Genomic DNA, 13035 nt, shown 5'->3' with positions numbered 1-13035 from the left:
CCGAACCTACCGCCGGGCACTTCCCAGCCCGACCCCGCCGAGGATCAGGGCCATGCAGAGCAGCTCGGCCGGTCCGGTCGGCTCGCCCAGGAGCAGCAGGCCCAGGCCGGCGACGCACACCGGCTGGAGGTAGTAGACGACTCCCGCGCGGGCCGCCCCGATGACGGAGACGGCCTTGTTCCAGGCGAAGAAGGCGACGGCCGAGGAGAACACCCCGACGTACAGCAGCGGTCCGACCGTGGCGGCCGTCGTCTCGAAGCCGCCCTGGAGGTGGAGGGAGACGGCGTAGGCCGGGGCCAGCATCAGCGCCCCGAGCACGAAGGTGGTGATCAGGAAGGCCAGTCCGCCGAGCTCGGCGGGCTTGCGCTTGAGCAGGGCGCTGTAGGTGGCGAAGGAGAGGGCGGCGGCGAACATCCACAGGTCGCCGGCGCCGAAGTCGAAGCCGATCGAGCCGTCACCGACGAGCAGCAGCACGCCGAAGGCGGCGAGCAGCATGCCGAAGGTGCGGCGGGCGCCGAGGCGTTCCCCGCCGAGGCGGGCGTACAGCGCCATGATCACGGGCGAGGCGGCCATGATCATGCCCATGTTGGAGGCCGAGGTGGTCAGTCCGGCCTGGTGCACGAGCGTGTTGTAGAGGGCGACGCCGAACAGCGAGGCGAGGGCGATGAACCCCAGGTGGCGCCGGATCAGGGTGCGCTGCTGCCAGGCCTGTCGGGCGGCGAAGGGGGCGACGGCGAGCAGGGCGATGATCCAGCGCCAGAAGACCGCCTGGACGGGCGGGACCGTCTCGGCCATGCCGCGGGTGGCGACGAAGCTGCCGGACCAGACGACCGTCGCGAGCAGGGCGAGGAGCACGCCGAACCCGGCGGCACCCTTCTTGCCGGTGCTGCCGGGTTCGGCGTGCGAAACGGTGCGGGCGCGGTCCATGACGGCCACTGTGCGTCTCCCCCTCGGGGTCGGTCGGATGTCGAGGGACCTACCGTCGCACCTGGCCATCGGTCAGGTCCATCGAAATGTTCCGATCGATCTTTTCAGCAGAACTGAACGATTGAGGGGTGCGGGCGGCCGCCAGCTGTCCGGCGACGGTGGCTCCGAAGGCGATCGCCATGCCCGCGAGCTGGACGGGGGTGAGGGCCTGTCCGAGGGCGGCCCAGCCGATGACGGCCGCGGTGAGCGGGGAGAGCGGTCCGAGGAGGGTGACGGAGGTCGCGCTGAGCTGCCCGATGCCGCGGAACCAGAGCCAGTAGGCGATGCCGGTGTTGATCAGCATCATGTAGCCGTAGCCGAGGAGGGCCTTGCCGTCGAGGGCCGGCGGGGCGCCTTCGACGAGGGCGGCCACCGGGATGATGACCAGGCCGCCGGCGGTGAGCTGCCAGCCGGTCACGGCGAGCGGTCCGACACCCTCGGGCCGGCCCCAGCGCTTGGTCATGACGGTGCCAGCGGCCATGGAGGCGGAGGAGACCACACCGGCGACGACGCCGACGAGGTCCAGTGCCGCCTCGGCCTTGAGGACGACCATGCTGACGCCGAACGCCGCGACGACGGCGGCCAGTACGGTACGCAGGCTCGCGCGCTCCCCGAGGAGGAGGGCGGCGAGGCCCACGACGAAGAGGGGGCCGGCGGAGCCGAGCACGGCCGCGACCCCGCCGGGCAGCCGGTAGGCGGAGAGGAACAGCAGCGGGAAGAAGGCGCCGATGTTGAGGGTGCCGAGGACGGCGGACTTCCACCACCACGCCCCCTTGGGCAGAGTGCGGGCCAGCGCGGTGAGCAGCAGGCCCGCGGGCAGGGCCCGCATGACGCCGGTGAAGAGCGGCCGGTCGGGCGGCAGGAGTTCGGAGGCGACGGCGTAGGTCGAGCCCCAGGAGATGGGGGCGAGGGCGGTCAGGGCGACGGTGGCGATGCGCTTCATGGCGGGTGGCTCCTCGTACGGGTGAGGAAGACGGGACCGGGGGGTGGTTCAGGCCGCTGCGGTGGCGGTGGCCGGCCGGCGGCCGGCGTCGTCCTCGGCCGGGGTGGGGGCGCCGTCGGCCGCGGCCGGGGTGGCGCCCGCGACCGGCGCCGGGGGCTCGGCGTACACGGCCTCGGCCGGCAGGTGCCGCTCCAGCCGGACCAGCGCCAGGGCGGCGCCGAGCGCGGCGGCGGTGAGCACGGCCCAGGGCAGGCGGCCGTCCACGGCGAGCAGGGCGGTGAAGAGGGAGGGGGCGAGGGCGGTGGCCAGCGAGTAGGACAGCTGGTAGGTGGCCAGGTAGCGGCCGCGGACCGGCTCGGGGGCGGCGGAGACCGACAGGGCGCCGCCGGAGGGGCTGTGGACCAGTTCGCCGAGGGTGTAGACGACGACGATGACGAGGAGGGCGGCGAGGGTCACGGCCTGGCCGGGGCGCAGCGTGCCGAGCACGATCTGTCCGGCGAAGGCGGCGGCGAAGAGCAGCGCGCCGAGGGCGGCGGAGCGGGTGCGGCGGGCACCGGAGCGGCGGACGCGGCCCGCGACGAGGACGCCGATCCCCGCGCACAGGGCGGTGTTGAGGGTGAAGGCCGCTCCGGTGAGGGAGGCGGGGGCCGCCAGCCAGGTGGAGAGGTAGAGCGGGAAGAGGACGGAGAGGGCGGAGTAGCCGAGCGCCGTGAGGAAGTTGGCGGCGGTGAGCCCGAGGAAGGGGCGGTCGCGCAGCACCGTGCGGTAGCCGGCGTCCGGCAGCCCGGCGGTGGCCGCGGCAGCGGCAGCGGTGGCGGCGGCCGGGACCGGGCGGACCCGGCCGACGAGCAGTCCGGCGAGGGCGAAGGCCAGGGAGTTGGCCCAGGCGGTGTGGGTGAAGGCGCCGGTGCCCCACAGCGCCAGCACGCCGGAGACCAGGAGGGCGCCCGCGCCCATCCCGGCGTTCTGCAGGGCCCGGGTGGAGGCCTGGAGCCGGTCGCGGGCGGCGCCCCGCGCCACCTCCCCGATCAGGGACTGCTGCACGACGGAGAAGGAGCGGTCGGCGAGCGCGGTGACGAGGGCGACGGCCGCGAAGGCGGCCGGGAAGCTCGCGAAGGGGTAGAGGGCGAAGCCGAGCGCCCGGATCCCGTAGAGCACCAGGTTCACCCGCTTGGCGCCGAACCGGTCGACGGCCGTGCCGGCCAGGGGCATGAAGGCCAGCCCGGCGACGCCGGTGACCGTCAGGACCAGGCCGACGAGGGTGAAGGAGAGGCCGGTGACGTGGTGGAAGAAGACGAGCGAGAAGGGGACGTACATGCCGATCCCGATCGCGCTGATGGCGATGCCGAGGAGCAGCGACCGCTCCCCCGCGACCTTCGCCTCCCCGGCCTTCGACGCCCTGCCCCTGAACACTGCCATGACGGCCTCTCCCCCGATTCGGTTGCTGGCAAGTAGCTTACCGCTAAGCTACTTTCCGTCAAGCAACTTTCTTGCGAACGATCCGAGGCAACCGGAATACTGCGCTCATGAGTGAGGACAAGGACGCGGTCGACGCCATCACGGCCCAGTGGTTCGCCGTGCGCCCCGAGCTGGACACGGCCCCCATGGCCGTCTTCGGGCGCATCTACCGGATCGCCAAGGCGATGGGCGACGCGATGGAGGAGCGCTACCAGCGTTTCGGCATCTCGCGCGGGGAGTTCGACGTCGTCGGCACGCTGCGCCGTTCGGGTGCCCCGTACACGCTCTCGCCCCGCCAGCTCTCGGCGACGCTCATGCTCACCACGGGCGGCATGACGGGGCGGCTGGACAAGCTGGAGAAGGCCGGGCTGCTGTGCCGCAAGCCCGATCCGCACGACCGGCGGGGGCTCCAGGTGACGATCACCGACCGGGGCCTCGCGCTCGTCGACGAGGCCGTCGCCGCGGGCCTGGAGGTGCAGCGCGCCGCGCTCACCGGGCTGACCGACGAGGAGGTCGCCCAGCTCACCGGCCTGCTGCGCAAGCTGATGGCCGGCGTCTGAGGACATGACGAGGCGCCGGGGGTCGACGCACGGCCGATGCGGATCGGCGGTGCGGACCCCCGGCGCCCGGGAAGGTCGCGGCTCCGGCCCCCGAGGGGCCGGACCGGGTCAGGCCTGCTTCTTCTTCGGCCTGTCCGACTTGTCGAGGGCCATCACGAGACCCACGATGACCAGGAAGATCACGATCGGCAGGGCCACGTACAGGCCGAGCGTCTCGCCGATGCTCAGGCCCGGGCCCGGGTCGTCGCCGTCGTCGCGGGTCAGCGCGAGAGCGGGAGACGTCATCAGCAGCATCATCAGCGTCGTTCCGGCCGAGACGGCGCCGGCGCGCAGAGCGTTCTTCTTGTCCACGGTGCAAACGTAGCGAACACCTAAACGCCGCGCGCGCCCGGGGGTGCCGTACGGGGACCCGCTCCCGCCTGCACCGCGCTGAGCAGCGCGTTCGCCCGGGGCGAGGCCATCAGCTCCTCCAGCGTCAGCGGCCGGCCCGCGGCATCGGCGACCGGCAGCCGCCAGTTGGGGTACTGGTCCCAGGTGCCCGGAAGGTTCTGCGGCCGCCGGTCCCCCACCGCGTCCGGCAGCCATACGCCCACCAGGCGCGCGGGGGTGCGCAGCAGGAAGGCGTACAGGGCCTGCACGGCGGCCTCCTCGCCCTTGGTGTCGAGGCCCAGCCCGTCCAGCAGGGCCAGCCACTCGGCGGTGTCGGCGGCGTCCTCGGCCCGCTCCCGTTCGACCGGACGGGTCAGCAGGCCGAGCCGGTCGCGCAGTTCGACGTGGCCGCCCGCGAGCTTGGCGGCCGTGGGCGGCAGGTCGTGGGTGGTGACGGTGGCCAGGCAGTCCGCCCTCCACGCCTGCGGGGCGAGCGGGCTGCCGTCGCCCGACCAGTCCCGCTCGAACCACAGCACCGACGTGCCGAGCACCCCGCGCCGGGCCAGCTCCCGGCGCACGTGCGGTTCCACCGTCCCGAGGTCCTCGCCGATGACCGGGGCGCCGGCCCGGTGCGCCTCCAGGACCAGGACCGCCAGCATGGCCTCGCCGTCGTAGGCGACGTACGTGCCCTCGGCGGGCGGGGTCCCCTCCGGGATCCACCAGAGCCGGAAGAGCCCCATGACGTGGTCGATGCGCAGCGCGCCCGCGTACCGGAACACCCCGCGCAGCAGCGACCGGAAGGCGGCGTAGCCGGTGCCGGCCAGCACGTCGGGGCGCCAGGGCGGCAGCCCCCAGTCCTGGCCGCGCGCGTTGAAGGCGTCCGGCGGGGCCCCGACCGAGATGGAGCGGGCGTGGAGCGCCGGCTCGAAGGCGTCCGAACCGCCCGGGTGCACCCCGACGGCCAGGTCGTGCACGATGCCGACGGTCATCCCGGCCTCGCGGGCGGCCCGCTGGGCGGCGGCGAGCTGGCCGTCCGTCAGCCACACCAGCCAGCGGTGGAAGTCGGTGCGCGCCTTCGGGTCCTCGCCCGTGCGCGAGGCCTGCCAACCCGCGTGGAGGTCCAGCGACGGCCCGCCCTGCACGCAGAACGCACGGTAGTCCGCCTCCCGTTCGCGGGTCCGGGGGACGGCGTACAGCATCTCCAGGGCCTGCCGCTTGAGGTCCCAGACGGCGTCCCGGTCGATCAACGCGCCCTTCTCCAGCACCTCGTGGCGCAGCGCCGCACCCCGGGAGGCCAGTTCGGCCAGGGCCTCGCGCTCGGGGCAGTCGGCGTACTCGGGGACGTCCTCGATCCGCAGGTGGACGGGGTCGGGGAAGCGGCGCGAGGACGGCCGGTACGGGGAGGGGTCGGTCGGTGTCCCCGGCAGGGCGGCGTGCAGCGGGTTGACCTGGACGAAGTCCGCGCCGTGGGTCCGGGCCGCCCAGCGGGCGAGTTCGGCGAGGTCCCCGAGGTCGCCCATGCCCCAGGAGCGCTCGGACAGGAAGGAGTAGAGCTGGACGAGCAGCCCGTAGGCGCGCCCGGGTGCGGCGGGGGCCCGCTCCGGGGCCACGACCAGGGTGGCCCCGGCGGTCCGCCCGTCGGGGGCCTCGGCGGTGATCCGGTGGACCCCGAGCGGGAGTCCGGGGCCCCAGGCCAACTCCTCGCCCGACTCCTCCGCCACCACCACGACCCGGCTGCCCGGCGGAAGTCCGGCGGGCAGCGGCGGTACGGGCTCCCCCTGCCAGAGCACCACCGTGGGCGGCAGCAGCCGCGTCGCGGCCCGCTCGGCGGCCGACTCGGCGGACCCCCGGATGCTCTCGGCGTCGTCGGTGACGACCCCGAGCAGACCGAGGACGGTTCTGATCGTGGCCTCGGGGACCTGGACGGTGACGTCGGGGGCGGGCTGGTAGGCGGTGGCGATGCCGTGCAGGGCGGCGAGCCGGGCCAGGTCGTCCATGGACGGGCGCTCCTTCGTGCGTGCGGGCAGGAGGGGATGAGGGTGGGTCAGAAGCGTGGAGCACAAAAGCGGGACGCCGCCGGGGAACACCGCAGCCATACCCACTCGGAGGGGCCGCATTCCTGGCAGATCCGGGGCAGATCACCCACCCGCATTGACACTCCAGCCGCACGGGTGGTGGGCTCGGGCTCATTCGTACGAGCGGGGGACGTCTCGCGACGAGGAGGCTCTGTGCAGCTCAGGGGCAGGAAACGGTCGACCGCCGCCGCCATTGCGGTGATCGGGTCGCTGCTCGGCGGCGCCGTGGCCTCCGCGCCGCTCGGGTTCCTCGCGAGCCCCTCCCTCCCGGACGGGACGACCGGCGCACCGGGCACGTCCGGCGCGGCCGGTGCCGGAGGCGTCGGCGCCAACGGCACCGTCGGACCCGTGCTCGACCCCGGCGCGGACACCCCCCGCAGCGCCGCCGAGGGGCCCGCCGTGTGGCCCCGGCCGCAGTCGATGGCCGCCGACGCCGCGCGCGAGGTGCCGCTCGGCAGGGAGGCCGTGCTGGTGGCACCGGCCGACGCCGACCCGCACGCCGTCCGGGTGGTGCGCGAGGCCCTGCGCAAGGCGGGCGTGAAGACCCTGCACGAGCCGGAGCCGGGCGAGCCGCTGCCCGCGCGGGGCACCGTCGTACGGCTCCAGGACGCGGGCGCGCAGGAGGCCCTGCTGGCACTGGGCGCGACCGCGGCCACGGACCTGCCGAACGGCGGCTACCGCCTCGCCGTGGGAAAGCCCGGCGGACGGGACACGGTGGCGCTGGCCGGCGTCGGCGAGGAAGGCCTCTTCCACGCGGCGCAGACGCTGCGCCAGCTCCTCGCCTCGACCAGCGGGAAGGTGCCCGGCGTCCTGGTGCGCGACTGGCCCGCCGCGCCGGTGCGCGGCATCACCGAGGGCTTCTACGGCCAGCCGTGGACCGAGGAGCAGCGCCTGGCCCAGCTGGACTTCATGGGCCGCACCAAGCAGAACCGGCTGCTGATCGCGTCCGGCGACGACCAGTACCGCACGACGGGCTGGCGCGAGGACTACCCGAAGGAGCGGCAGCAGGAGTTCCGCACGCTGGCCGAACGGGCCCGCGCCAACCGGGTGGTGCTGGCCTGGGCGGTCACCCCGGGGCAGTCCATGTGCCTGTCGTCGTCGGCCGACCGGGCGGCGCTCGCACGCAAGCTGGACTCGATGTGGGACCTGGGCTTCCGCGCCTTCCAGGTGCAGTTCCAGGACGTCAGCTACACCGAATGGGGCTGCCGCGCGGACGTGCAGCAGTACGGCAGGGGCCCGGAGGCCGCCGCGAAGGCGCACGCGGAGGTCGCGAACGAGCTGTCCGCACACCTGGCCTCCCGGTATCCGGGGGCGCCCGCGCTGTCGCTGCTGCCGACCGAGTACTACCAGGAGGGCGCCACCGCCTACCGGACGGCCCTGGCCCGCGGGCTGGACGCGCGGGTGGAGGTGGCCTGGACGGGCGTCGGCGTGGTGCCGCGCACGATCACGGGCCGGGAACTGGCCGGCGCGCGCTCCGCCCTGGGGCAGCAGCCCCTGATCACCATGGACAACTACCCCGTCAACGACTGGGTTCCGGGCCGCATCTTCCTCGGCCCGTACGCGGGCCGCGAACCGGCGGTGGCGGGCGGCTCGGCGGCGCTGCTGTCCAACGCGATGCAGCAGCCGATCCTGTCGCGCATCCCCCTCTTCACGGCGGCCGACTTCGCCTGGAACCCGCGCGGCTACCGGGCCGGCGAGTCCTGGCAGGCGGCCGTGCGCGACCTCGCGGGCTCGGACCCGCGGGAGCGCGAGGCGGTGGCGGCGCTGGCCGGGAACACCACCTCCTCCGGGCTCAAGCAGGAGGAGTCGGCGTACCTGAAGCCGCTGGTCGAGCAGTTCTGGAAGGCCCGGGCCGCGGGTGACCCGGCGGCCGGGACCGAGCTGCGCAAGGCCTTCACGGTGCTGCGCGAGGCCCCGGCCCGGCTGACCGCCCTGTCGGACGAGGCGGGCCCCTGGCTGGAGCGCCTCTCGCGCTACGGAACGGCCGGCGAACTGGCCGTGGACGTCCTGCAGGCCCAGGCCCGCGGGGACGGGGCGGCCGCCTGGCAGGCCTCCCGGGCCCTCGCCGAGGCGCGCGGTGCGCTGGCCGAGCCGGGCCCCGCCCAGGTGGACAAGGCCGTCCTGGACCCCTTCCTGGAGAAGGCGGCGGCGGAGGCGGACGCCTGGACCGGGCTCGCCCGCACGACCGGAACGGTGACGAAGGACGCGCAGGCCTGGACGGTCCGGCTGGACTCCGTACGCCCGGTGTCGGCGGTGACGGTGATGACGGACCCGCTCCCCTCGGGCTCGCGGGGCGCCGTGGTGGAGGTCCACGTACCGGGCGAGGGCTGGCGCAAGGTCGGCGACGCGGCGGCGTCGGGCTGGACCCAGATCGACACGGCGGGGCTGCGCGCGGACGCGGTGCGCCTGGCCTGGGCCGGGGCCGCGCCCGTGGTGCACCAGGTGGTCCCGTGGTTCGGGGACGGCCCCCGGGCCCGCTTCGAGCTGGCCGACGGCGCCGGCACCGACGCCGAGATCGGCGGCGCCCCGCAGCGGGTCACGGCCCAGCTGTCCGCCCTGGGCCCCGGCGAGGTCCGCGGACCGCTGTCGGCGCAGCCGCCGGCCGGGATAGAGGTCCGCCTCCCGCAGACCGCGGTGGTCCCGCGCGGCGGCCGGGCGTCGATACCGTTCGAGGTCGTCGTCGCCGCGAACACCGCGCCGGGCACCTACCGGATCCCGGTGTCCTTCGACGGGGAGTCCCGCACCCTGACGGTGCGGGCGGTGCCCCGTACGGGCGGGCCGGACCTGCTGCGCACCGCGCGGGCGAGTGCCTCGGCGAACGAGACCGCCTCGTTCCCGGCCTCGGCGGCCGTGGACGGCTCCCCGAGCACCCGCTGGTCGTCACCGGCGGTGGACGGCGCGTGGTGGCAGGCGGAGCTGCCCGCCCCGGCCCGGGTCGGCCGGCTGGTGCTGCACTGGCAGGACGCCTACCCCTCGGCCTACCGGGTGGAGACCTCGGCGGACGGGGTGACCTGGCGGCCGGCCGCGGCCGTCACCTCGTCCAAGGGCGGCCGCGAGTCGCTCCGGCTGGACGCGCCGGCGCCGGACACCCGGTTCCTGAGGGTGACGTGCGAGCGCCGCGCGACGCGCTACGGCTGCTCGCTCTGGTCGGCGGAGGCCTACGCGGTCACGCCGTAGCCCTGCGATCCGGCCTCGCCGGCGATTGAGGCTCGGCCTCCCGGGGCAGCGCCCCGGGAGGCCGAGCCGCAGGTCTGACGACGGCCTGCGGCCCGGTGTGGATCCGGCGGAGCCCCCGGCAGGGGCCGTCAGGAGGCCGCCACGCCGATCCCGATCCGCTCCAGGGCGTCATCGGCCCCGTACGGCTGGAGGTAGGGCATCCACCGGGGGTCCCGGTGCCCGGTGCCGATGATCCGCCAGGCCAGGCCCGAGGGAGGGGCCGGCTGGTGGCGCAGGCGCCAGCCCAGTTCCAGCAGGTGCCGGTCGGCCTTGACGTGGTTGCAGCGCCGGCACGCCGCGACGACGTTGTCCCAGACGTGCTGTCCGCCCCGGCTGCGCGGAATGACGTGGTCGACGCTGGTGGCGACGGCGCCGCAGTACATGCAGCGGCCGCCGTCCCGCGCGAACAGGGCGCGCCGGGTGAGTGGAACGGGCCCCCGGTAGGGGACACGCACGAAGCGCTTGAGCCGTACCACGCTGGGCGCGGGGACGACCCGTGTCGCGCTGTGCAGATAGGCGCCGGATTCCTCCAGGGAGACTGCCTTGTTCTCCAGGACGAGGACGAGCGCGCGGCGGAGCGGTACGACGCCGAGGGGCTCGTACGACGCATTGAGGACCAGGACGTGCGGCACGGACTGCCTCCTTGTACGTCGGCGGCGCGTGGCTCGCGCCGGGACGATCTGCTCTCCAGTCTCTCCTTACGGCTGGTCGAAGCGCCACCACTCGCCCGTAACGGGTCCGAGGTGTTTTCAACCACAGTCAGTCATCCCCAGGTGAGTCTGGTCTCTCCCTCGAACACGGCACCAAGGTGAAGGGATTGCCCCGTTAGTGTGGTTGGTCTGCTCGCGCACCCGCCCCCGGCCCCCGGCCGGGGGGACACCCCCGGACGGGCAGACCGCTACATCTGGAGGTTCCTGTCGTGCCCTGGCCCGCCGCTCTGCTGCCGCTGGCAGCCGATGTCCCGGACACGCCCGCTTCGGTCAAGGAGGCGCAGGAGAGCGTCACCGAGGCCGCCAGCTTCATCGAGCAGAACTGGGCCACCTGGCTGAGCATCGGTCTGCGGATCCTGCTGATCGTCGTGATAGCGGCCGTGATCCGCTCGGCGGTCCGCAAGGCGCTGACCAAGCTCATACACCGGATGAACACCAGCGCCGAGGCGGTCGAGGGCACCGCGCTCGGCGGGCTGCTGGTCAACGCCGAGCGGCGGCGCCAGCGGTCGGAGGCGATCGGTTCCGTCCTGCGGTCGGTGGCGTCCTTCCTGATCCTCGGCACGGCCGCGCTGATGGTCCTGGCCGCCCTGAAGATCGATCTGGCCCCGCTGCTGGCCAGTGCCGGTGTGGCCGGTGTCGCCATCGGTTTCGGCGCCCGCAACCTGGTGACGGACTTCCTCTCCGGCGTCTTCATGATCATGGAGGACCAGTACGGCGTCGGCGACAAGATCGACGCGGGCGTGGCCTCGGGCGAGGTCATCGAGGTCGGCCTGCGCGTGACCAAGCTGCGCGGCGACAACGGCGAGATCTGGTACGTGCGCAACGGCGAGATCAAGCGGATCGGCAACCTCAGCCAGGGCTGGGCGACCGCGGGCGTGGACGTGCAGGTCAGGCCCACGGAGAACCTGACGCGGATCCGCGAGGTGGTCCAGCAGGTCGCCGACTCGCTGGCGAAGGAGTCCCCCTGGGACGAGCGGCTGTGGGGTCCGGTGGAGGTCCTGGGCCTGGACGAGGTGCTGCTCGCCTCGATGACGGTGAAGGTGTCCGCGAAGACGATGCCGGGCCAGCAGTTCGCGGTGGAGCGGGAGCTGCGCTGGCGGATCAAGGAGGCCTTCGACGCCGCGGGCATCCGGATCATCGGCGGCCTGCCGGCCGGGGACGAGGAGGAAGAGGCCCCGGCGGACCCGTCGGCCTCCGTCGCCGCGCCGTCCGCGCTGGCGAACCCCGCCTCCCCGCAGTCCCTGGCGACCGCCCCGATCCCGCCGCCGGCCGGCCCCCGGATCACCAAGTAGCGGCCCGGTCCGCCGCCGCCCCCCTCCCGCTGCCCCGCGGGCCCGTCCTCACGGACACGGCCCGCGGGGCAGCGGCATTGACACGGCTCGAACAGTGATAGGAAACTTACCTAACAGATCACCTCGGTGAGGGAGAGCCGCCGCATGCCCGCCGCCACGCCCGGAACGCCCAGCCTCTTGCGCGCCATGAACGACCGGGCCGCACTCGACCTCCTGCTGGCGCACGGCCCGCTGTCCCGGACCCGCATCGGGACCCTGACCGGGCTGTCCAAGCCCACCGCCTCCCAGCTGCTGGCCCGCCTGGAGGCCGCCGGACTCGTCGTGGTCACCGGCACCGACGGCGGCCGCCCCGGCCCCAGCGCCCAGCTGTACGCGATCAACCCGCGGGCCGCGTACGTCGGCGGCCTCGACGTCACCCCGGGGCGCGTCCTGGCCGCCGTCGCGGACCTGACCGGCACCGTGACCGCCTCCCACGAGGTCCCGTACAGGGAGGGCGCGGCGGGCCTCGACCTGGTGACCGAGGCGCTCGGCGGGGCCGTCAAGACCGCCGGGCTGCACCTCTCGGACCTGCACCGGGTGGTCATCGGCACGCCCGGCGCCTTCGACCCGCAGACCGGCCGGCTGCGCTACGCCAGCCACCTCCCCGGCTGGCACTCCCCCACCCTCCTCGACGACCTGGCGGCAGCCCTGCCGATGCCCGTCGAGTACGAGAACGACGTCAACCTCGCCGCCGTCGCCGAGCAGCGCCTCGGCGCCGCCCGCGGGCACGAGGACTTCGTCCTGCTGTGGAACGAGGAGGGGCTCGGCGCCGCGCTGGTCTTCGGCGGCCGGCTGCACCGCGGCTGGACCGGCGGCGCCGGCGAGGTCGGCTTCCTGCCCGTGCCGGGCCGCCCCCTCGTCCGGCAGGTCACCCGGGCGAACTCCGGCGGCTACCAGGAGCTGGCCGGGGTGGAGGGGCTGCCGCGCCTCGCCGCGGAGCTGGGCGTCGAGACGGCCGGCCGCCCGCAGGGCCACCCCGACGCCGGCCCGCACGGCCCGGAGGTCGCCGCCGCCGTCGCGCTGCTCGCCCGCGCCGCCGCCTCGCCCGAGGGGGCACACCTGCGCTTCCTCCAGGAGTACGCCACGGCCCTGGCCACCGGTCTCGCCTCGCTGGTCGCCGTACTGGACCCGGAGATCGTGGTCCTGGCGGGCGCCGCGATCGCCGCGGGAGGGGAACCGCTGCGCGAGCTGCTGGAGGCCGAGCTCGCCGAGCTGGCCCCCTCCCGCCCCCGGCTGGTCCCGGGCGAGGTCCTCCGGCGGCCCGTCCTGCACGGCGCGCTGGAGAGCGCGCTGGCCGCCACCCGGGACGAGGTCTTCGACACCTCCCGCTGACCCCCGCGCCCCTCCCCGCCCGGCCCGGCGCCCTTCCTCCCCCCACACGCTCCGCCGGCACCGCACAGGCCCCCA

General features: G+C 74.8%; 10 protein-coding genes. 4 read left to right on the top strand and 6 right to left on the bottom strand.

Annotated features, from left to right (window positions below; translation table 11 throughout):
- Positions 1–6: 6 nt before the first annotated feature.
- From AB0O53_RS21700 to AB0O53_RS21690, 3 genes are read right to left on the bottom strand one after another with little or no spacing between them, the layout of a single operon-like run.
- On the bottom strand, positions 7–927 hold the full coding sequence (locus tag AB0O53_RS21700) for a DMT family transporter (protein ID WP_350995328.1): 921 nt from the start codon (positions 925–927) through the stop codon (positions 7–9).
- 49 nt (positions 928–976) lie between these two features.
- Positions 977–1909 carry an EamA family transporter gene (locus tag AB0O53_RS21695; protein WP_365197532.1) on the bottom strand — a complete coding sequence of 311 codons (933 nt, stop codon included), beginning with the start codon at positions 1907–1909 and terminating at the stop codon, positions 977–979.
- A gap of 48 nt (positions 1910–1957) precedes the next feature.
- A complete protein-coding gene (locus AB0O53_RS21690; protein WP_365197529.1) occupies positions 1958–3328 on the bottom strand; it encodes an MFS transporter in 1371 nt (456 codons plus the stop codon).
- 107 nt (positions 3329–3435) lie between these two features.
- Here AB0O53_RS21690 and AB0O53_RS21685 point away from each other — a divergent pair, with 107 nt between their 5' ends.
- A complete protein-coding gene (locus AB0O53_RS21685; protein ID WP_350995322.1) occupies positions 3436–3927 on the top strand; it encodes a MarR family winged helix-turn-helix transcriptional regulator in 492 nt (163 codons plus the stop codon).
- 108 nt (positions 3928–4035) lie between these two features.
- Here AB0O53_RS21685 and AB0O53_RS21680 read toward each other — a convergent pair whose 3' ends face one another.
- Positions 4036–4278: a hypothetical protein gene (locus tag AB0O53_RS21680; RefSeq protein WP_030650150.1), complete on the bottom strand. Its 243-nt coding sequence runs from the start codon at positions 4276–4278 to the stop codon at positions 4036–4038.
- A 20-nt stretch (positions 4279–4298) separates the two neighbouring features.
- Complete coding sequence (locus AB0O53_RS21675) at positions 4299–6293, bottom strand: 4-alpha-glucanotransferase (protein WP_365197526.1); 1995 nt, start codon at positions 6291–6293, stop codon at positions 4299–4301.
- A 231-nt stretch (positions 6294–6524) separates the two neighbouring features.
- Between AB0O53_RS21675 and AB0O53_RS21670 the strand changes: the two genes are divergently transcribed.
- Positions 6525–9548, top strand: coding sequence for a beta-N-acetylglucosaminidase domain-containing protein (locus tag AB0O53_RS21670; RefSeq protein WP_365197523.1), 3024 nt, complete (start codon positions 6525–6527; stop codon positions 9546–9548).
- A gap of 128 nt (positions 9549–9676) precedes the next feature.
- On the opposite strand, the gene AB0O53_RS21665 is transcribed toward AB0O53_RS21670, so the two are convergent.
- Positions 9677–10219: an HNH endonuclease gene (locus AB0O53_RS21665; protein WP_030650158.1), complete on the bottom strand. Its 543-nt coding sequence runs from the start codon at positions 10217–10219 to the stop codon at positions 9677–9679.
- 287 nt (positions 10220–10506) lie between these two features.
- Between AB0O53_RS21665 and AB0O53_RS21660 the strand changes: the two genes are divergently transcribed.
- Together AB0O53_RS21660 and AB0O53_RS21655 are read left to right on the top strand one after the other, a co-directional pair.
- Positions 10507–11589, top strand: a complete 1083-nt coding sequence (locus tag AB0O53_RS21660) for a mechanosensitive ion channel family protein (protein ID WP_350995315.1) — start codon at positions 10507–10509, stop codon at positions 11587–11589.
- Between the two features lie 144 nt (positions 11590–11733).
- Positions 11734–12960, top strand: a complete 1227-nt coding sequence (locus AB0O53_RS21655) for an ROK family transcriptional regulator (RefSeq protein ID WP_365197520.1) — start codon at positions 11734–11736, stop codon at positions 12958–12960.
- The last annotated feature ends 75 nt before the right edge of the window (positions 12961–13035 follow it).

It is taken from the genome of Streptomyces erythrochromogenes (genome assembly GCF_040684695.1).
Taxonomy (GTDB): domain Bacteria; phylum Actinomycetota; class Actinomycetes; order Streptomycetales; family Streptomycetaceae; genus Streptomyces; species Streptomyces erythrochromogenes_C.
This window is presented reverse-complemented; position numbering and strand designations above follow the sequence as displayed.

Coding starts and splice junctions, on each gene's coding strand:
- AB0O53_RS21695 (WP_365197532.1), bottom strand. CDS start 1,909: ATGAAGCGCATCGCCACCGTCGCCCTGACCGCCCTCGCCCCCATCTCC.
- AB0O53_RS21700 (WP_350995328.1), bottom strand. CDS start 927: ATGGACCGCGCCCGCACCGTTTCGCACGCCGAACCCGGCAGCACCGGC.
- AB0O53_RS21685 (WP_350995322.1), top strand. CDS start 3,436: ATGAGTGAGGACAAGGACGCGGTCGACGCCATCACGGCCCAGTGGTTC.
- AB0O53_RS21675 (WP_365197526.1), bottom strand. CDS start 6,293: ATGGACGACCTGGCCCGGCTCGCCGCCCTGCACGGCATCGCCACCGCC.
- AB0O53_RS21655 (WP_365197520.1), top strand. CDS start 11,734: ATGCCCGCCGCCACGCCCGGAACGCCCAGCCTCTTGCGCGCCATGAAC.
- AB0O53_RS21690 (WP_365197529.1), bottom strand. CDS start 3,328: ATGGCAGTGTTCAGGGGCAGGGCGTCGAAGGCCGGGGAGGCGAAGGTC.